Here is a 20,087-nt window from a genome sequence, read left to right as displayed (position 1 = left end):
AGGAAGGAAAACCTGCCATAGATTGATGGTGGGGGGATGTCCATGAAGAGAAGGTTCAAGAGTACACTAAGGTTATGGATAATATCGTTCATGGCTCTGCTGTTCTGGGCGAACTTGTCATATAGTGGTTTTGCGCAAAGTAATGGAGAGACTGGTCAGGTCGAACAATCTGTTTCAGCCAATCTTTCAATTCAGCAGATGAATGAGGAAGCAGCTCTATTATACCGTTATGCACTGGAGCATGATGTGGAGAAGGTTAGAGGCAGTATTCTTAGGATCAGTAATGGGCTGGAACATATATCGTTCGAAGGTCAAACGTCGGTGGAGGGCATCCATGCCTTATCTGAGACGGTGGTTGAAGTAAAAGAGGCAGCTGTGCGAATTAAAAGTGATACTGCAGCTCTGCAGCAAGCTTCTGCGAAATTAAGACTGGCTGCCGATAGTCTGGCTAACCCAACAAAGCCATTATGGCTTCAGTACTATAAGATTATAAAAGACGATCTTCAGGCTTTGTCATTAGCGGCGAATCAGCGACAAAATGCTGCAACACTATCAAGTCGATATGCCGCGCTGGAAGAGCATTATGAGACCGTTCGTCCAGCAGCGCTGATTCGGCGGGAGCCTTACGAGATTGCGCAACTGGATGCCTGGCTGTCCCACACCAAAGGACTGACAACGGGTAAACAGCCTGATCTCTCTCAACTACAGGCTATGATGATGCATGGGAAGAACTAGTGAATCAGTTGTTTGGACGTGAAAAGGATGAAAGTGCCTTCGTTCCATTTGTACAAGGGCCGGATCGGAGAGCGGCGGGAATGTTTATTACGTCAGTGATTGTTGCCGCTTTAAGTTACGCAGGATTTCGGAAATATCGGGCTCAGCAACAAGGAATATTCCCTTTCCGGAGATAAGCAAGAATAACATGTAAGATGAGAAGAGACCTCTGTCCACAAGAAAGGCTGTTATATGGCTGATATCTTGGGTTAGAGGTCTTTTCAATATGATTAGTTTTCCTTGAAACCCTCACCGTGAACGTCATGTACATCACTTATAATGACAAATGCACGTGGATCAATGGAACGCACGATGGTTTGCAAGCGTCTAAATTCCTGACGAGAAATAACACAGTATGCCACGTGCTTAGCTTGTTTGGAGTAGGCTCCAATAGCGGGAATGAGTGTTACCCCACGATCCATTTCCCGGGTAATCAGATCAGCAATTTCGGGAGCGTGGTCACTAATGATCATAAACGCACGAGCAGAGTATGCCCCTTCCTGAATAAAGTCAATAACTTTGGAAGCGATGAATACAGCCACGAGGGTATACAGAATTTTTTCTTTTGGAATGTAAATTAGGGAGATCCCAATGATAATAAAATCTATGCCCAGCAGTATCCGTCCCATACTCCATCCATATTTTCGATTCAGAATGCGGGCGATAATATCTGAACCACCTGTCGTTCCGCCCCAGCGAAAGACGATCCCGAGGCCTGCGCCAAGTGTAACACCTGCATATAACGCTGCAAGTAAGAGATCATTTTCCGTATGGAGAGGTTCAATCCAGCCTATATGAATCATTTTTTCAAACAACCATAGGAAAATCGTGAGCGCGCCGATCCCCACGCCGGTGTAGATCATCTGTTTGCCACCCAAGATTTTGAGTCCAATCAGGAAAAGTGGCACGTTCAGAATTAAGGTTGTGAGTGAAGGAGAGATACCAAATGCATAGTTAACTAACACGGTAACGCCGGTGACTCCGCCTTCCATCAACTGGTTAGGGATAATGAAATAGAGCAGTCCGAACGCGTACAAGGCTGTACCGAGCAAAATAGGCAGAATTAATTTGAATTGCACCCATGATTTAATTGTACTCATAAGATCCCTCACCGTATGTAAATTTAGAATGTTAAAGAGGTTGATCAAAAAGTCAGCTTTCCTTTTTGAACACGCACTTAATGCAATCATTCCCATCTTAGTATACCTTTTTGTAGATTCTTTAAAAATGATTTGTGGTTTATATTGTGGAAGTGTATCTAAATAACTGATATTATTATGAACAAATACGACATTATTTCAAAAGGAGAATCCGTTCTCATGGAGAAAAGCATCGCAGAAATGCAGCGTGAGGTTGATCTCTATATCTCACAGTTCAAAGAGGGATACTTCAGTCCACTCGCCATGCTGGCTCGCATGTCAGAAGAAGTAGGGAGCTTGCGCGGGAAGTGAACCATGAGTTTGGTGAGAAGCCGAAGAAGGCTTCTGAAGCAGATAACTCGATTGAACTGGAACTTGGAGATATTTTATTTATCACGATTTGTTTTGCCAATTCGCTCGGTATTGACCTGGCGCAGGCACACGATAAAGTCATGCATAAATTTAATACACGCGATGCTAATCGGTGGACTCCAAAAAACACCGATTAGGCGTAGATTACATATGCTGTACCATCACCCGATTGGGGAGGGACAGCTTGGATGATGAAGCCGGAAGATTACATGCAGCAAGCTTATCGCTGTATTTTGCAAAATGATTTTGAGCAGGCGATTCGGTGGTTCGAATCAGCCATTCACGCTCACCCGGAACATGCGGAGCTCTATTATCGCTGTTCCATCACGCATGCCCGCAGTCAACACCTCAGTCCTGCATTGCAATATGCTCGCAAGGCTGTGGAGTTGTCTCAGGACACGGAGGAGTACAGCCTGCATTTGCAGACGCTTGAAGCGAAGGAACTGAGCATTCAAGCCAAGGGCTTGTTAGAACAGGCAGGAAGTGGGACACATGAACGATATGTGCAAGCTGCTAGGCTGCTTAAGCAAGCCGTTAAGCTTGACCCCTTATCTGTGGAGGCACATGTGATGCTAGCTCTTGCATACAGCGATCTGAACGAGTTCGACCTTGCAATGAAGGCTGTACGTGATGCTTTGTCTCTGGATCCACAGAATGGCCAACTGCATCTATTGCTCGACCAAATCAAACAGCGTATGAATTCTATTCAATAAGAATCCATTCGAATGGCGACATTAACATAGAATGGATTCGGACTACTGATCAAACATAGCGAGGAGATGCAGCCAAGATGAGCGAAAAAATTAGAGTTGCCGTAATTGGAGCGGCTGGCCGGATGGGCCGAGAAGTGGTGAAATTGGTGCTTCAAGATCCTGAATTAGAATTGGCAGCAGCAGTTAACCGTTCCGGCGCCGGCACAGACGCCGGAACACTCGTCGGTCTTCCAGAATGTGGCGTATTGGTCACTGACGATATCGAAATGGCTTTTGCTGAGACTAAACCGCAGGTTATGGTGGATTTTACGATCCCACAATATGCGTTTAAACATACTGAAATAGCAATCCGTTATGGCGTAAGACCCGTTATGGGCGTTACAGGGTTTACAACCGAACAAATTGAGCAACTGGACAAGCAGTGTCAGGACAAAGGCATCGGAGGTTTGATTGCTCCTAACTTCTCTATTGGCGCTATATTAATGATGAGATTTGCGGCACAAGCGGCCAAACATATGCCTAACGTGGAGATCATTGAGTACCATGGGGATCAGAAGCTGGATGCGCCTTCAGGAACAGCCATTAAAACAGCTGAGCTGATTGCTGCGAACCGTGAGGAGCTTCGTCAAGGTAACCCGAATGAAGAAGAGCTAATTGAAGGATCACGTGGTGGATATTATAATGGTTTCCGCATTCATAGCGTTCGCCTACCGGGAGTATTTGCACAACAGGAAGTTGTATTTGGTGATTTTGGCCAAACGCTCAAAATTCGTCATGATTCCTACGAACGTGCAGGTTACATGCCAGGTGTTAAAATTGGTATCCAAAAAGTTATGGAATATACAGGACTCATCTACGGTTTCGATAACTTTATCGACTAAAAGAGGCTGTTCAAAACCCGGACGTTTTGAACCTGAACCCAAAAGGAGATTGTCATGTTAAAAATTGCATTTATTGCCCATGATCGCAAAAAAGAAGAAATGGTCAACTTCGTGACAGCTTATGAACCTGTATTTACTGACCACCAACTGTACTCCACCGGAACGACAGGTCTTCGTATAATGGAAGGAACATCTCTACAGATTCACCGATTTGAATCCGGCCCGCTTGGCGGAGATCAACAGATTGGTGCGCTGGTTGCGCAGAATGAGATGGATCTTATTATTTTCTTGCGTGACCCATTGATGGCTCAGCCACACGAACCGGATATTAACGCACTTCTTCGTTTATGTGATGTTCAGGGCATTCCTCTCGCAACCAACATTGCAACAGCCGAGATTCTTGTGAAAGCATTGGATCGTGGTGATTTTGCATGGAGAGAGCTTGTTCACAAATATAAACCAGAGGCTGGCATTGAACCGGGTGATACACAATGAGTTTAGATATACTCATTTTCGGTGCTCACGCGGATGATGCGGAAATTGGTATGGGCGGAACCATTGCCAAACACACGGCAGCCGGAATAAAGGTTGGCGTGTGTGATTTAACCCGAGCTGAGATGTCATCGAATGGTACGGTGGAGCGCAGAGCCGAGGAAGCGGAGGAAGCCTCCCGCGTCCTCGGTCTTTCGTGTCGGTCGAATCTGGGACTGCCCGATCGGGGCTTGTACATCACGCCAGAGCACATTCAAGCGGTAACGGCTGAGATTCGTCGTCACGCCCCTCGTGTGGTATTTGCTCCATATTGGGAGGATCGCCATCCGGATCATGTGATGTGTAGCAAAATTGTGCAGGAAGCTGTATTTAATGCAAAGCTACGAAATTACATGCCAGAATTGCCAGCTGTGCAAGTGAAGGAATGTTATTTTTACTTTATTAACGATATTGGCCGAGCGGATTTGATTGTGGATATTTCGGAACACTATGAACAAAAGGAAAATTCATTACTGTGTTATCGTTCACAGTTTGAGATGGGGGTAGGCACCGTTTCCACTCCACTGAATCAGGGTTACATAGAGCGAGTAAGAGCTAGGGATTCCTTGTTAGGGCAGCGTAGTCTCATCCCTTTTGCTGAAGGTTTCGCCACTTTAACACCTTATGTCGTTCGTCAGTTTGGTTCAGCAGATCAATAAAAGACGGTGAACCTTCTTATCATAGATGATGAATGATGATTCGTTTTCCGTTGCATTACATTAACCTGCATGTGCGGGAGATCAAAGGAGCGTCCATTGGATGGATCAAAAATTAAAGATTGGCATCACCTGTTATCCGTCCCTAGGAGGATCTGGCGTTGTCGCAACGGAGCTAGGCAAATTGCTTGCTGAACAGGGGCATCAGGTTCATTTTATTGCCAACAGTATCCCGTTTAGGTTGGGTACGTTTCAGAAAAATATTTTTTATCATGAGGTAGAGGTTAACGACTATTATGTGTTCCGTTATCCGCCTTATGATCTGTCCTTAGCAACTAAGATGGCACAAGTAGCCAAGGCGCAGCAACTTGATCTACTTCATGTACATTATGCCGTTCCACATGCAGTATGTGCTTTCTTGGCTAAGCAGATGGTAGGGGATGATCTGAAAGTAGTCACAACGCTTCATGGTACAGATATCACAGTGCTTGCACAGGATGAATCATTGAAGGATCTCATCCGTCTGGCGATTAATGAAAGTGATGCAGTAACTGCTGTATCACGTGATTTGATTCGTGAAACGGTGGAATTGTTGGATATTCAACGTCCAATCGACCTCACTTATAATTTTATAGATAAACGAATTTATTATCCACGTGATGCGGCCAGCTTACGCCGAGATTTTGCAGCACCGGATGAAAAAATATTAATGCACATTTCCAACTTCCGACCAGTGAAGAGAACGCAGGATGTGGTAGAGGTATTTCGGCAGGTGCAGGAGCAGGTTTCTGCTAGACTATTGTTTGTGGGTGAAGGACCGGATCTGCCCAAAATTCAATGGAAGATCAATGAAATGGGCTTGAGTGATCGTGTGCATTTTCTGGGTAAACAGGATGATATCGCACAAGTAATCTCCATGGCTGATGTTCTGATGCTACCATCGGAGAAGGAAAGCTTTGGCCTTGTTGCCCTTGAAGCAATGGCTTGTGGTGTTCCAACGATTGGTTCACAGGCTGGCGGTATTCCTGAGCTGGTGTTACATGGCAAAACAGGATTTTTATCTCCAATCGGAGATACCCAGTCCATGGCGGAGAATGCAATTCGTTTGTTAACCGACGATCGTCTGGCTGCTGAATTCAGAGAAGCTTGTTTACATCGGGCACATCATGATTTCTGCAATGATGCGATTCGTCATGAATATGAAGAAATTTATTACCGCGTGCTGGGACGTGAAGTCCCAAGTCTCAAGCCGGTATGTGGATGATACAATCCTGACCTCGTAAGAGCATGTGAAGGTGCTTAGCGAAGTGCAGGACAGTAATGAGGTGAGTAAAGTGGTTCAATGGCTACAGGTGGATCAAGAGATGGCACGACAAAGTGAACGTGTGATTCGCACGTTGAACGAGCGTGGTTATGAAGCCTATTGGGTGGGAGGTTGTGTACGTGATGAGCTCCTAGGACGAAGAGTGGATGATATGGATATCACGTCTTCGGCTTCCCCTGAGCAAGTGATGCAATTGTTCGAAGACTGTATTCCAACTGGTCTTCAGCATGGCACGGTGACCGTTCGCTCTGGTGGCTATTATTTCGAAGTGACTACATTCCGTACAGAATCGGAATATAAAGATAATCGAAGACCCTCAGCCGTACACTTTGTGAAGGATATCAAGGAGGACTTGCAGCGTCGCGATTTCACCATGAATGCTCTTGCAATGGACTCAGCCGGACATATCGTTGATCCTTTTGGAGGTCAAGGTGACATTCAGGAGGGGCGAGTTCGATGTGTGGGAGAAGCCAAGGCGCGATTTGGTGAAGATGCACTGCGAATCCTTCGGTGTGTGCGTTTTTCATCAGTTTTCGACTTCAGCATCGCTTATAATACGTGGAAGGGGCTTCTTCTTCAGAGAGATCTCTTGAAACATATCGCAATGGAACGAGTGCGTACCGAGATGGTCAAAATGATGGCAGGATCACATCCCCTAACAGGTATGGAGCTTCTGCTTCGCAGTCGGATCTTGGAAAAAGTCAAAGCCCCTGTCGATGCCAACCGGTTTAACAGAACACTCCTGTTGAAACTCGAAGAGCTCAACGGTGAGCATGTCTTACTCCGGTGGGCATTACTTCTGCTGGCAGGGAACTATTCGAAGGATGAGGCGGATGCACTGTTGCGTCAATGGACATTCTCTAACGACGAACGTATCCGAATGACTGGAGTTCTCCAAGTAGAAGCAATGAACAGGAGCCTTGTGCAGGAGAATAAATCTGTAGAGGCGCTACGAGCGGAGTGGATACAAACGGTACTGGTATGTGGTAGCCGTGCGACGCAAGATTGGCTGACCATTCAAACCATTCTTCCACCGGCTTGGAGAGAACTACCTATGGCAATGGAAGATCAATTCAATTATATACAAGCCCACGCTTTAGCGTGGAGCCAGTCGATGCAGGTACAGGAAATTAAGGATTTGGATATTACTGGCGAGGCAATTCTAGGTTTACTGGGACGTAAAGGTGGGCCTTGGTTAGGACAGTTGATGAAACATTTGCTGAGAGAAACTGCGATTGGAAATATTGCAAATCAGTCTGAAGCGCTGAGTGCAGAAGTGAAGCGGGTGGGAGCCATTGACCAAGCATGAAGAACTGCTACATATGTTACTGAAGGCGGATGGACAGTTTGTATCTGGCGAAGAGATTAGCAAACATCTACTTATCAGCAGAACGGCCGTGTGGAAGCATGTGAATAAGCTACGTGATCTTGGCTATGAGTTTGAAGCTGTCTCTCGAAAAGGATATCGGCTTCTTACGAAGCCCGATGGTATCGACGAAGCAGGGCTTCAGTTGGCGCTGCAAACGAAGGTGTTTGGACGTAAGGCTGTCATTCTGCAGTCGACGTCCTCTACCCAGGCAGATGTGCAACAGCTCGCAGATGAAGGTGTCAGCGAGGGGGCTGTTGTACTTGCCGAGGAACAAACCAGTGGACGAGGTCGTTATGGTCGTAGCTGGTATTCACCTCCAGGTAAGGGCATATGGATGAGCATCCTGCTTCGTCCCCAGCAGCCTCTTCGTAATACACCGCAACTAACATTGTTAACAGGGCTTGCCGTTTGTCGTGCTATTCGTTCGTTTACAGGTGTGGACGCTGGAATTAAATGGCCGAATGATGTACTGGTTAATGGACGTAAAGTATGTGGAATTCTAATGGAGTCAGCTTTAGAAGATCATGAACTGAGATATTGTATTGCAGGAATCGGAGTAGACGTTAATTTTGACAAACAAGATTACCCAGAAGAACTGTCTGCAATAGCAACATCTCTCCAAATAGAAACAGGCAAATCCGTTGACCGAACTTTGCTTACAGCAGCCATTTTAACAGAGCTAGAGCAATTATATGGTATGTATCAAAAGCAAGGCTTTAATGTAATTGCTGCTTTGTGGGAAGCGTTATCGGTCTCGCTTCATCGTGATATCGAGGTATCTAACGCTCAGGGCGTTGTTGAAGGGATGGCCATGGGAATTGACTCCTCAGGTGCACTCATTGTACAGAAGAAGGATGGGGAACGAATGACAGTATTCTCTGGCGAAATTTCGTTAACGAACTAGAGAATTGTCGAATTTCCAACATTAAAATGAACATAAGACGTGAAGTTTAAGCCGAACTTTGGTATACTGTGTGTGAGGCGATATCGGCTAATGTAGACCGAATTGCACTCCGCACAACAGTATGCCTTATTGGCTTGAGTCGAACAGTATTAGAGGTTGTTCAAATCATTCGTGTTTGAATACGTGATTTTGAACGGTAACCAGCAAATGATTGATGTTGAAGTGAGATGTTGGATTCTGCTCTGAGCCGAAGAGGACCGAGACAGAAGGGACGATCGCAAGTGACTCTTTTTTGACTTTTCGGGACTTTTTAGTGGAAAACTAAAAGGTTTTTTTGTTGTGTTTACATTGAAAAGGGGAAAGGAGCCATGACCAAATGGCAAACAAACAAGCATTGAATATTGTGAAAATGAAAAAATATAAGCAGGATGGCGTTCCGCTGAGTATGATTACAGCTTACGATTATCCAACCGCACAACTTGCCGAGGAAGCAGGCATTGACCTTATTCTGGTTGGCGATTCACTGGGTAATGTCGTGCTCGGATATAACTCAACACTCCCTGTAACGATTGACGATATGGTGTATCACACACGCTCTGTTGTTCGCGGGGCAGAGAATACCTTTATCGTTGCAGATATGCCTTTTATGACGTACCACGGCAGCACTGATGAGACCCTTAAGGGTGTACGTCGCTTGATGCAGGAAGGGCATGCGCATGCTGTCAAAATGGAGGGCGGAATCGAGATCGCTGATACCGTAAAAGCGGTAGTCCAAGCAGGGGTGCCTGTTCTCGGGCATATCGGTCTGACCCCTCAATCGGTTAATCAGATCGGTGGTTATCGTATTCAGGGCAAGGATGCGGCTGATGCGAAACGTTTGATGGATGAAGCTAAAGCGCTTGAAGCCGCTGGTGCGTTTGGAATTGTTTTGGAATTGGTGACGGAAGAAGTGGCAAGAGCGATCTCGGAAGAACTATCTATTCCTACAATTGGAATTGGAGCGGGTCGTGGCTGTGATGGTCAAGTGTTGGTATTCCATGATGTGGTGCAATACGCTTCACCTTATACACCGAAACGTTTTGTCAAAACCTATGGGGATGTGGGCGAATTGATTCGTAACAGCATCAGTGCTTACGTGAAGGAAGTCAAAGACCGTTCATTCCCAGCACAAGAGCATGTATTCACAGCAGCAGATGGCGTGTTAGACCAATTATACGGACATCGCAAAGAAAAGGTGGCGAACAACGGATGAAAGTAATCCGCACAATAACGGAAGTCAGACAGGAAATTAGCAGATTACGTCAAAGCATGGGTAAGGGTGAAGCCGCAGTTGGCTTTGTTCCTACGATGGGTTATCTCCATGAAGGACATGCAAGCCTGATGCGAGCAGCGAAGGAACAGAGCGATATCGTCGTACTGAGTATCTTTGTGAACCCAATTCAGTTCGGGCCAAATGAAGACTTTGACAGCTATCCTCGTGATGAAGCTAGAGATGTGGAGACAGCAAGATTGCAAGGGGTGGATATTGTATTTATTCCCTCTGTGAACGAGATGTATCCAGAACCTACACAGACAACAGTGTCTGTTTCGCAATTAACAGATCGTTTGTGCGGAGCTTCCCGCCCAGGGCACTTTGATGGGGTCACAACAGTGGTATCCAAGTTATTTAATATCGTACAACCACAGCGTGCATTTTTGGCATGAAGGATGCGCAGCAGGTGGCGGTCATTCAGCAGATGGTCAATGATCTGAACATGGCTGTGGAGATCGTACCTTGCCCAATCGTGCGTGAAAGCGACGGTTTGGCTCTTAGCTCAAGGAATGTCTATCTAAGCTCAGAACAGCGTGAGCAGGCACTCGTACTGTCTCAGGCACTACGATCAGCTCAGGAGACTATAGATACAAGTCCTTCGGCAACTGCAGCAGACATTCGCGTGATGTTGCGTAAGGTAATTCAGGCATCACCACTGGCGGTCATTGATTATGCCGAAATTCAAGCTTTTCCAAGTTTACAGCCTTTAGCTGATCATGAAACAGTATATGGACGTGAGGATGTTTTAATTGCCCTCGCTGTTAAATTTGGCAAAACAAGATTGATCGATAATATAAAATTGCACAAATCGGAGGTGCTGTCTCATGTTTAGAACATTGATGAAATCTAAAATTCACCGCGCTACCGTCACAGAAGCCAATTTGAATTATGTGGGTAGCATAACCATTGACGAGGATCTGATGGAAACATCCGACTTGATGGAAAACGAAAAAGTCCAAATTGTAAATAATAACAATGGAGCACGCTTAGAAACGTACGTCATTCCTGGCCCGCGTGGCAGCGGAGTGATCTGTCTCAATGGAGCGGCTGCCCGATTGGTTCAGCCTGGTGATAACGTTATTATTATTTCATATGCGATGATGTCTCAGGAGGAGGCTAATGCTCACAAACCAACCGTTGTATTTGTAGATGAGCATAATAAGCCTGTTCAAACCTCGAAGCAAGAGATCCACGCAACGATTATGTAATCGACTGGTAAGGGGAATGAAATCGGTGCATCCAGCAAAAAATGAGTACAGGTCACTGCACTAATTCATTTTTTCAAGGGTGGGGATGCATCGATGTTCCAGCATGTTTTCGCAGAAATGAACGACATGTTAGATGAAATTATCAAGCGCTACCCTTCGGCTGAAGGCCTGAACAAACAGGAATTGCTGCAAAAGTGGAACTTGCTCAAGCGGATGAGTGACGGCATGATTGATGAGTGGCTGATGTTTGAAGAGAAAATGAGTCAGGTGCGTGAACAGGAGCTGGTCAAACCTGCTTCCCTTGAACCGGAACAGGAGGCCGTTACGGCACTGCCTGAACTTCATTTGGAGTGCTTTAGCCGAGGTCAAGGCTATTTCAAATTGCAAATGTACCCGCAAGCCATTATCCAATTTTCACGAATTGTAGCCGACTATCCAGATAGTGCATTGACTCGTTATTATCTGGCGCTTGCTCATCTCAATTTGGAACAGAACACAGAGGCATTAGCACACTTACATCGAATCTTGCGACTTAAGGGATCACCGCGTCTGAAGGGGCTGGTCTGTAATGCCCTTGGATGTATTGAAGCCAAGCTTGCCAATCCACAAGGAGCATGCTCATTGTTTGCCCAGGCGCTTCAGCATGACCCGACGTTGACCGAACCACTGTATAATATGGAAGCTTGCAGGCAAAATAAAGGACAATTGCAATTCGGAATTGGTTAACTGCATTTGAATCGAAATGGAGTACCCAGCGTGAAGACGGTGTTTCTTCCTCAGGAAATTACGGAGGAGGCACCGCCTTTTTTTGTCAGTTAATTTTCAAACGTCCTTTTTTTTGCTATGCTGTAACATAGACTGGAATGGAAGGGATCGTACATTGCAATGAAATTTGCCGTATTGGATTTCGAAACAACCGGCACGCAGTCCGACGGTGAAATTATACAGGCCGGACTTGCCATCATAGATCATGACTACAGCATATCTCAAATATATAGTTCTTATGTGAATCCGGGTGTACCAATTCCACCGTTTATTACGGGATTAACTGGTATTACCGAAGAAGATGTTGCGAACGCTCCTTCATTGGAAGAGATGATGATGGAGATGGTTCCACTGTTGAACGATGTTGTTCTGGTTGGTCATAACGTCGCATTTGATTTTCATTTTCTTCAAAATGCACTAGACCGTTGTGGATATTTGCCATTCACAGGACGAATTTTGGATACCATTGATTTTCTCAAAATCTCATTTCCTTCACTTAGCTCCTACCAGTTAGGATATGTATCGGCTGAATTCGGATTTGAGCATGACCGTCCTCATCAGGCGGACAGCGACGCGTTAGCTACCGCACATGTACTACTGAAATGCTTGGATGAGCTGCGGGAACTGCCACTTATTACGATTCAGCGGTTGTCTGACTTGTTTGCACCCGAGGATAGTGATTTTGGTTGGTATCTGGATGGCATGCGAAGTGAGAAGGAAGCTGAGCCTATTCAGGATCTCGATGGACACACCTATTATCGCCAATTAGCGCTTAATGTGAGTGATTGGATGGACATTGGTGCACCCCGCAATGAGCTGGAGGGTAATCCGCTGGATGGTGTCAGTTTTGAGCAATTCATGGATCAGGTTCGAAGCAATCTCAGAGATACGTTAGATCATTATGAGGAACGTGAAGCACAGACTCAAATGTTCAGTAGTGTGAGGCAGGCTCTTGATGAAGAGAAGCATCTGCTTATTGAAGCAGGTACAGGGACAGGGAAGTCTCTGGGTTATCTGCTGCCAGCCATTTATGAAAGTGTGAAGCAAGAACAGAAAGTAATGGTAAGCACACATACCATTAACCTACAGGAACAGCTCAGAGAACGAGATATACCGATGCTTACTGAAGTTGTGCCGTTTCCGTTCAAAGCCGCTGTATTTAAAGGGCGGGGGCATTATTTGTGCCTGCGCAAATTCGAGCACAAAATCAACAAACGTGAATTTGCTACACCCAAAGAGGACTATTTCACTGCAGCACAGATGATTGTTTGGCTTGCACAGACAGAGACAGGTGACGATGAGGAATTGAACCTGAGTGCGCGTGGTGGGGACTTCTGGGAGACGGTGCAGAGCGAATCTGAGTCCTGTCTTGGACGATCTTGTCCTTGGTTCCGCAAATGTTTCTATCACCGGGCGAAGCATGAAGCAGGATTGTCAGATATTGTAATCACAAATCACTCCAAATTGTTTACCGATGTGAAAGCAAGTCATCAACTTCTTCCTGCGTATGAAAGTCTTGTTATTGATGAGGCTCATCATCTGGAGGATGTAGCAGGCAAACATTTAGGCTTGCATATGAAATATTTCACGATGGTTCATACGCTCACACGTCTGTTTAAAGATAGCCGTAATGGCCAATTACCTATGCTTCGCTCCCAGCTATCAAGCCATGAAAAATCAGTACAATGGGGCTCAGCTATCGATCAGATGTTCCCGCTTGCGGTTGAAGTCAAGGACATGTGGGACAGATTGAGCGAGTCTTTATTTAATCTTCTTCCTGAGCGCACTGATGCTTCTCCAGGGGAGACGAGCCAATTCTCTCTTCGATTGAAGCCGTCAATGAAGCCAGATAAGTGGAAGGCGCTACAAGAGGATGAAAATCAAATATACGTAACGTTAGGTGACTTAATTCGCAAGGGCGATAAGCTGTTACTTGAGATCAAGGAAGAACAAGATGACTATCAAGCCGATAGCTTGATTACGGATATTACAGGTCTTCTGAAAGATCTGGCCTTACTCAAAGAAAATCTACGCTTCTTCATGCGAATGGATGATGCCAACACCGTCTATTGGATGGAAGCAAGTGGGCAATTCCGAAGTAAATCGCTACAGCTCTATGCGGTTCCTGTAGATGTCAGCGCACAACTGAAGGAATTATTTTTTGACAAAAAGAAAAGCGTCGTTCTGACTTCAGCTACCCTTTCTGTAGATAAGTCATTCCAATTTATGATTGAGCAATTAGGACTGCAGGAAGCAGCAGACCATAACCGCCTGCTTACGTCCTTGCTGCCGTCCCCGTTCCGTTATCGGGATCAGGCATTGCTTGTCATTCCGCGTGATTTCCCAAGTGTAAAAGGCAGCGTAGGGATGCACACTTTGTTGATATGTTGGTGCATTCACTAGCTGAAACTGCCATTGCGACGCGTGGACGGATGATGGTACTCTTCACGTCGTATCGGATGTTGAGACAAGTGTATGATCCGCTGAAGGAGGCCTTGGCTGGCAACGATATCTCGCTGCTCGGTCAAGGGGTGGATAGTGGTAGTCGTTCGAAGCTCACACGCCGCTTCCAAGACGCGAAGGCAACTGTGCTTTTGGGTACGAGCAGTTTCTGGGAAGGTGTAGATATTCCAGGGGATGCACTCACCTGTCTAGCTATTGTTAGATTGCCGTTCCAGCCGCCGAATCATCCACTTCTGGAAGCGAAAAGCGAGCTGTTGCAACAACAAAAGAAAAATCCATTTATGAAATTATCTGTGCCACAGGCTGTTATTCGTTTCAAGCAGGGGTTCGGAAGACTTGTACGCACAGCGAAGGACAGAGGCATCGTCATTGTATACGATACACGAGTCATTGAAGCGTATTATGGTAAGTATTTCTTATATTCATTACCAGGTCCCAAAATGGAGCATATGCTCACCGAACAGATGGTTCCACGAATTCGTGAGTGGTTAGACCAACCTACTGAATAAGCTTCGGAAGCAGTGCTATACGCACAAGCATTGCACCATGAATGCAATTAGTTGTAAAATTTATTAGATTCAATCATTGAGGAACAAAGGTTACCGCTATCATCATGTATATCATTGAGGCATCCTGTCCAGGTAAACCGTCATGTATGGATACGAGGATGCCTCCTATTTAATCTATTTACAGGGTCACATTGGTAAAGGGGAGTAAACGAATGAAATCAGATAAAATATCAGAAGCGGTAGTGCGGCGTTTGCCAGTTTACTTGCGCTATTTGAGTGAATTGAGTCAACGCGAGGTTACTACGGTTTCTTCTCAAGAACTAGGACTGCGCTTGGATCTTAATCCAGCTCAGATTCGGAAGGATCTAGCCTACTTTGGTGATTTTGGTCGCAAAGGCATTGGTTACGACGTTTCCTACTTAATCGAGAAGATTCGCCATATTCTGAAGATTGATCAGCAAATCAACGTGGCATTGGTGGGTGCGGGTAACCTTGGGCACGCCTTGTCCAATTACAATGCTTACTTAAAAGACAACATGAAGATCGTTGCCGTGTTTGATGCATACGAACCCAAAATCGGTACTCAGATTAATAGCCTGAAAGTGCAACCGATGAATGAATTATCAGATTCTGTCCAAAAGGATAATATTCGAATCGGCATCATTACAGTTCCAGATACAGAAGCTCAAAATGTAGCTGATCAACTGGTTGAATCGGGTATCGAGGCTATACTTAATTTTGCACCAACGATTTTGAAAACGCCGCCGCATATTCGCATTCATCATGCTGATTTTACGACGGATCTGCTCAGCCTAGCTTATTACCTGGAGAATGGAAAGGACGACGAGGAAGATGACAACAAATAAATGGGTTATTCATAACGGCAAATTTGCCGTAAACAGTGGTTTGGACTGGAAAGTCGTTCAAGGCTATATGGTTGTGGAAAATGATAAGATTGTGCATATTGGTGAGACGTTGCCGGAAGGGGACGAGAACCTGCCTAAAGTGGATGGAAAAGGACTTCTTTTCCTACCGGGTCTGATCAATACGCATGGTCATGCAGCAATGTCTTTGCTTAGAGGGCACGGCGATGATCTAGCTCTGCAAGTATGGCTGCAAGAAAAAATGTGGCCTATGGAAGCGAAAATGACAGCTGAAGATGTGTACTGGGGATCATCCCTGTCCGTATTAGAAATGCTCAAAGGCGGAACGACGGCTTTCCTCGATATGTATGATCATATGGATCAAGTGGCTAAAGTGGTAGAACAATCCGGGATTCGTGCTTCCCTAGCTCGTGGTGTTATTGGCCTGTGTTCAGAAGAAGAGCAGATGCGTAAGTTGGAAGAGTCGGCTGCATTTGCCCGTGAATGGCATGGACAAGCGGATGGCCGCATCACCACGGTAATCTCCCCACACGCTCCGTACACTTGTCCGCCAGATTACATAGAGAAGCTTGTACAAGTTGCACACGACTTGAATCTGCCTCTGCATACACACATGTCAGAAACGATCCGAGAAGTGGAGCAAAATGTAACGGATTATGGACTTCGTCCTGTAGCTCATCTGGAGAAACTGGGATTCTTCTCCCGTCCTTCCCTCGTAGCTCATGCCGTACATTTGAATGACGAGGAAATTGAAATTTTGGCTCGAAATCATGTTGCAGTCTCCCATAATCCGGGTAGTAACTTGAAGCTTGCTTCGGGTGTCGCTCGTGTACCGGATCTTCTAAAAGCCGGTGTGATGGTATCCTTGGGAACGGATGGCCCTGCAAGCAACAACAACCTGGATATGTTTGAAGAGATGAGACTGGCAGCACTTATTCATAAAGGAGTATCGGGTGATCCAACCGCTGTACCCGCTGGAGAAGCTCTTTTGTTAGGGACAGCTTACGGCGCTAAGTCTATTTTCTTAGATGACACGGGTCTATTAGAAGTAGGGATGAAGGCCGATTTTATCGCCCTCAACATTGAACAGGCTCATTTCTATCCGCATACAGATCTAATCTCCCATGCCATTTATTCGGCTTCAGCAAAAGACGTGGAGCATGTGTGGGTGGATGGTAAACAGGTAGTTAAACATGGCGAATGTCTCACGATGGACGAAGAGCGCATCTTGCGTGAATCTCAATCGGCATTTGATGGTCTGCTTGCTCGTTAATCATGCAGCGTCTTAGAGGAAAGGAAGTTCGGCTTTTGAAGAGAAAAAAGAAGTGGATCTGGATATCGTTGCTGGTTCTGGTTCTGCTCCTGTTTGGACTTCAACGTTATTATGTCTATGTCACTCAGGATCAGCGCAATGAAGAAGCTATGGCTATTGAAGCTGCACAGCAGCAAGACATTACGTTCACTCAGGACATTCGGAAGTATGTCTGGGGCGGTAAAGAGGACGCTGACAACATCTATTGGACCTTTGTAGGTAAAAATAAGGACAACCAGGATGTTCTTGTATGGGTGAAATTTGATAATACAAACAAGCCGGTAACAGGCTCTGATGCAGTTCACAGTGAACTGATTCAGAATGGCATGTCTGAAACCCAGATTCGCAATCGATTTAGCTCGGAGGTACCAGGTGGAGAAATTAAGCGCATTATGCCTGGTGTCGTAAACGGAATCTATGTATGGCAAGTATATTATAATGATGCTACCCACAATTATTATCGTTTCTATCGGTTTAGCAATGGGGAACAGGTAGATTTAGTCTACACATTACCAAATAGCTAAGCCATAGTAGGAGAGCATATTACTCTAAAGTTATGAGTAGAGATTTTAAATCGTATCATACAATAAAACACCAATGTTCCGGCGGATGGTATTATACTGCACCGGTTCTTTGGTGTTTTTGTCATTCTATTGGATTTGAATAGTTAAAATTAATAATTTATTCATATTTTAGCCTTCGAAATTGTATATACGATGTGATATACTCAGATATGTATTCAACATTACATGATGAATAAACAAAACAAATAAATCCTGTTTAATTACGACACAGGACTTTGGTTGCAAATTTATTGACGCCTACAGGCTATAGTATAGGCCAAATTTGGGAGGGAAACTCATTTGAAGCTAAAAGTATTACCGATTGCTTTAACTGTCGTCATTTCTGCCGTCCTGTTGTTTGGAGGTTGGTTTGTGTATCGCCAAGTGGCCATGCAGAATCCGATCGAAAAAATGATTACCCAGTATGATGGAGTCAATGATGTTCAGTTAACTATTAACCGCAATAGCGTACAAATGAAACTTGATCTTGAGCCAGACGTTGATTTGGGGAGATTAGTTCAATATATTCACAAAGAAGGACAGACCCTTATTGGCAATCGCGCTCTTAAACTCGATGTCATCGATCACTCTAACGAGGCTTTGGAAAACTGGTGGGGCGATGCAATGTTTACCGTGGCTCAAGCGATGGAAAACAAACAATATACCGAGATCACACCAACGCTATCTAAGATGGCTACCAATGGAATTAAAGTAAATACCGCTATGGATGATAACAACGTATACGTCAGTCTCCGAGATGGAGACGCAAGCAAGTTTATTATTCTACCACGTGTGCCAGGACAGATAGGAGTGTGGCCAAATGCCTAAGTGGACTAAAGAAGTTGTAATTGGATTTGTTCCAGTGCTAATTATCTTTCTTGCTTTTGTGGGTGTAAATATCATCCCAATTTTGTTTGCTGTATTGTTGGTCGGTGGATTGCTGTTCATGATGCAGATGCGTGGTGGTATTACCGTTGGAGCAGGTCAGGAGCGTAAACGGAAGAAAAAAGGGCCATCCAAGCTGACATTTGAAGAAATTGGTGGTCAGGATAGTGCCAAGCAAGAACTACGAGAAGCGCTCGATTTCCTTATCCGGCATGAAGAAATTCAAAAATTCGGGATTCGCCCGCTGAAAGGTATCTTGCTCACAGGGCCTCCGGGAACAGGTAAAACCTTAATGGCCAAAGCTGCCGCTCACTATACAGATTCCGTGTTTGTCGCTGCATCAGGTAGTGAATTTGTGGAAATGTATGTCGGCGTCGGTGCGGGTAGAATTCGTGATTTGTTCCGTGATGCAAGAACACGTGCAACGAAAGAAAATAAAGAAAATGCCATTATTTTTATCGACGAGATTGATGTCATTGGTGGTAAGCGTGAAGGTGGACAACAACGTGAGTACGACCAAACGTTGAACCAGCTTCTGACTGAAATGGACGGAATCTATTCATCGGAAACACCTCGAATCTTAGTGATTGCTGCAACAAACCGTAAAGAAATGTTAGACAGTGCATTGACTCGTCCGGGACGTTTTGACCGTCATATTCAGGTGGATATGCCTGATAAGAAAGGTAGAAAGCACATCTTGGAACTGCACGCGGTCAATAAGCCTCTCACGACGGATGTGAGCCTTGAGAAGACGGCTGAAGAGTCTTATGGGTTCTCTGGAGCACAACTTGAAAGTGTGATGAATGAAGCTGCGATTTACGCGATGAGAGATGGATTGTCGAGTATCGAACAGCGTCATCTGTCGATGGCAATTGACAAGGTTATGATGGGTGAGAAGACCGATCGTGAGTCCACTGTTGAAGAAAAGAAACGGGTAGCTATTCACGAATTGGGACATGCCATTATGGCGGAGTTAGTTCGTCCGGGTAGTGTTAGTCAGGTGGCGCTCAGTCCCCGTGGACAGGCTCTTGGTTATGTACGTCACAATCCACAACAAGAACAGTATTTATATACCAAACGTTTCTTGGAAGAGCAGATTATGATTGCCCTTGGTGGTGCGGCTGCAGAGGAAATGTATTACGGTGGTCGTAGTACGGGATCGCGCAATGACTTTGAACAGGCGACAAATGTTGTACAGACCATGATGGCTTCCGGCCTGACATCACTCGGTATTGTAAATATGGATATGGTGACTACCGAAGAGTTGATGAGAGAGAATAAAGTCATTTTGCAGGAGCTTATGAACCAGACGAAACGATTGCTTGAAGAGCAACGGACAATTTTCGACAATTCTCTCGATACCTTGATGAGAGAAGAAGTGTTATCTGGGGAGCAATTTCGTTGTCAATTTCGTGACAGCGCCCTTTTACCGGCATAATTTATTTATGTCGGTTATTTTTTTTTACATTTCAGTCGTGCTAAGATATTATTATATGTTGGGTCGAAATTTGTAATTTTCGGCG

The 20,087-nt window shown here is 45.2% G+C and carries 18 protein-coding genes and 3 pseudogenes; 20 read left to right on the top strand and 1 reads right to left on the bottom strand.

From position 1 onward, the window contains the following. Nucleotides 1-42: 42 nt before the first annotated feature. Both DMB88_RS18465 and DMB88_RS32145 read left to right on the top strand, forming a co-directional pair. Nucleotides 43-735 carry a sporulation protein YpjB gene (locus tag DMB88_RS18465; RefSeq protein WP_164848731.1) on the top strand — a complete coding sequence of 231 codons (693 nt, stop codon included), beginning with the start codon at nt 43-45 and terminating at the stop codon, nt 733-735. Continuing rightward, on the top strand, nt 735-911 hold the full coding sequence (locus DMB88_RS32145) for a sporulation protein YpjB (RefSeq protein ID WP_128102532.1): 177 nt from the start codon (nt 735-737) through the stop codon (nt 909-911). The genes DMB88_RS18465 and DMB88_RS32145 overlap by 1 nt, the downstream gene beginning before the upstream one ends. 93 nt (nt 912-1,004) lie before the next feature. Here the strand turns inward: DMB88_RS32145 and DMB88_RS18455 are convergent, their stop codons facing one another. Continuing rightward, the gene (locus DMB88_RS18455; RefSeq protein WP_128102531.1) at nt 1,005-1,874 is read right to left on the bottom strand and encodes a YitT family protein; all 870 of its coding nucleotides are present in this window, start codon (nt 1,872-1,874) and stop codon (nt 1,005-1,007) included. A gap of 219 nt (nt 1,875-2,093) precedes the next feature. Between DMB88_RS18455 and DMB88_RS18450 the strand changes: the two are divergent. The 18 genes and pseudogenes from DMB88_RS18450 (at nt 2,094) to DMB88_RS18365 (ending at nt 20,002) form a co-directional block, all read left to right on the top strand. Next, nucleotides 2,094-2,422, top strand: a pseudogene (locus DMB88_RS18450) (nucleotide pyrophosphohydrolase). 51 nt (nt 2,423-2,473) lie between these two features. Next, on the top strand, nt 2,474-2,998 hold the full coding sequence (locus DMB88_RS18445) for a tetratricopeptide repeat protein (RefSeq protein ID WP_128102530.1): 525 nt from the start codon (nt 2,474-2,476) through the stop codon (nt 2,996-2,998). Nucleotides 2,999-3,075: 77 nt separating this feature from the next. Further along, nucleotides 3,076-3,879 carry a 4-hydroxy-tetrahydrodipicolinate reductase gene (gene dapB, locus DMB88_RS18440; RefSeq protein ID WP_128102529.1) on the top strand — a complete coding sequence of 268 codons (804 nt, stop codon included), beginning with the start codon at nt 3,076-3,078 and terminating at the stop codon, nt 3,877-3,879. Nucleotides 3,880-3,933: 54 nt separating this feature from the next. Then, nucleotides 3,934-4,374, top strand: coding sequence for a methylglyoxal synthase (gene mgsA, locus DMB88_RS18435; RefSeq protein ID WP_056696773.1), 441 nt, complete (start codon nt 3,934-3,936; stop codon nt 4,372-4,374). Beyond that, on the top strand, nt 4,371-5,069 hold the full coding sequence (bshB1, locus tag DMB88_RS18430) for a bacillithiol biosynthesis deacetylase BshB1 (protein ID WP_128102528.1): 699 nt from the start codon (nt 4,371-4,373) through the stop codon (nt 5,067-5,069). The genes mgsA and bshB1 overlap by 4 nt, the downstream gene beginning before the upstream one ends. 100 nt (nt 5,070-5,169) lie before the next feature. Further along, on the top strand, nt 5,170-6,330 hold the full coding sequence (bshA, locus tag DMB88_RS18425) for an N-acetyl-alpha-D-glucosaminyl L-malate synthase BshA (protein WP_128102527.1): 1,161 nt from the start codon (nt 5,170-5,172) through the stop codon (nt 6,328-6,330). A 43-nt stretch (nt 6,331-6,373) separates the two neighbouring features. Beyond that, nucleotides 6,374-7,699 carry a CCA tRNA nucleotidyltransferase gene (locus DMB88_RS18420; protein ID WP_368028207.1) on the top strand — a complete coding sequence of 442 codons (1,326 nt, stop codon included), beginning with the start codon at nt 6,374-6,376 and terminating at the stop codon, nt 7,697-7,699. Further along, nucleotides 7,686-8,663, top strand: a complete 978-nt coding sequence (locus DMB88_RS18415; protein WP_128102526.1) for a biotin--[acetyl-CoA-carboxylase] ligase — start codon at nt 7,686-7,688, stop codon at nt 8,661-8,663. The genes DMB88_RS18420 and DMB88_RS18415 overlap by 14 nt, the downstream gene beginning before the upstream one ends. A 376-nt stretch (nt 8,664-9,039) precedes the next feature. Further along, nucleotides 9,040-9,915, top strand: a complete 876-nt coding sequence (gene panB / locus DMB88_RS18410) for a 3-methyl-2-oxobutanoate hydroxymethyltransferase (RefSeq protein WP_128102525.1) — start codon at nt 9,040-9,042, stop codon at nt 9,913-9,915. Then, nucleotides 9,912-10,807, top strand: a pseudogene (gene panC, locus DMB88_RS18405) (pantoate--beta-alanine ligase). The gene panB and the pseudogene panC overlap by 4 nt, the downstream one beginning before the upstream one ends. Further along, nucleotides 10,800-11,183, top strand: a complete 384-nt coding sequence (panD, locus tag DMB88_RS18400; protein ID WP_128102524.1) for an aspartate 1-decarboxylase — start codon at nt 10,800-10,802, stop codon at nt 11,181-11,183. Before panC ends, panD begins: the two are co-directional and overlap by 8 nt. Nucleotides 11,184-11,276: 93 nt before the next feature. Next, nucleotides 11,277-11,909, top strand: coding sequence for a tetratricopeptide repeat protein (locus tag DMB88_RS18395; protein WP_128102523.1), 633 nt, complete (start codon nt 11,277-11,279; stop codon nt 11,907-11,909). Between the two features lie 159 nt (nt 11,910-12,068). Next, nucleotides 12,069-14,920 (top strand): annotated as a pseudogene (gene dinG, locus DMB88_RS18390) (ATP-dependent DNA helicase DinG). A gap of 212 nt (nt 14,921-15,132) precedes the next feature. Next, nucleotides 15,133-15,786: a redox-sensing transcriptional repressor Rex gene (locus tag DMB88_RS18385; RefSeq protein WP_128102522.1), complete on the top strand. Its 654-nt coding sequence runs from the start codon at nt 15,133-15,135 to the stop codon at nt 15,784-15,786. Continuing rightward, nucleotides 15,773-17,077 carry an amidohydrolase gene (locus DMB88_RS18380; protein ID WP_128102521.1) on the top strand — a complete coding sequence of 435 codons (1,305 nt, stop codon included), beginning with the start codon at nt 15,773-15,775 and terminating at the stop codon, nt 17,075-17,077. The genes DMB88_RS18385 and DMB88_RS18380 overlap by 14 nt, the downstream gene beginning before the upstream one ends. Nucleotides 17,078-17,112: 35 nt before the next feature. Further along, nucleotides 17,113-17,640 (top strand): hypothetical protein, encoded by a 528-nt coding sequence (locus DMB88_RS18375; RefSeq protein ID WP_128102520.1) that lies wholly within the window; start codon nt 17,113-17,115, stop codon nt 17,638-17,640. A 339-nt stretch (nt 17,641-17,979) separates the two neighbouring features. Then, the gene (locus DMB88_RS18370) at nt 17,980-18,507 is read left to right on the top strand and encodes a hypothetical protein (protein ID WP_128102519.1); all 528 of its coding nucleotides are present in this window, start codon (nt 17,980-17,982) and stop codon (nt 18,505-18,507) included. Further along, nucleotides 18,500-20,002 (top strand): AAA family ATPase, encoded by a 1,503-nt coding sequence (locus tag DMB88_RS18365; protein WP_128102518.1) that lies wholly within the window; start codon nt 18,500-18,502, stop codon nt 20,000-20,002. The genes DMB88_RS18370 and DMB88_RS18365 overlap by 8 nt, the downstream gene beginning before the upstream one ends. Nucleotides 20,003-20,087: the final 85 nt, after the last annotated feature.

This window comes from Paenibacillus sp. DCT19 (genome assembly GCF_003268635.1).
In the GTDB taxonomy this organism is placed as follows: domain Bacteria; phylum Bacillota; class Bacilli; order Paenibacillales; family Paenibacillaceae; genus Paenibacillus.
Note: the sequence above shows the minus strand (reverse complement) of the source record. Positions and strands in the feature narration are given on the sequence as shown.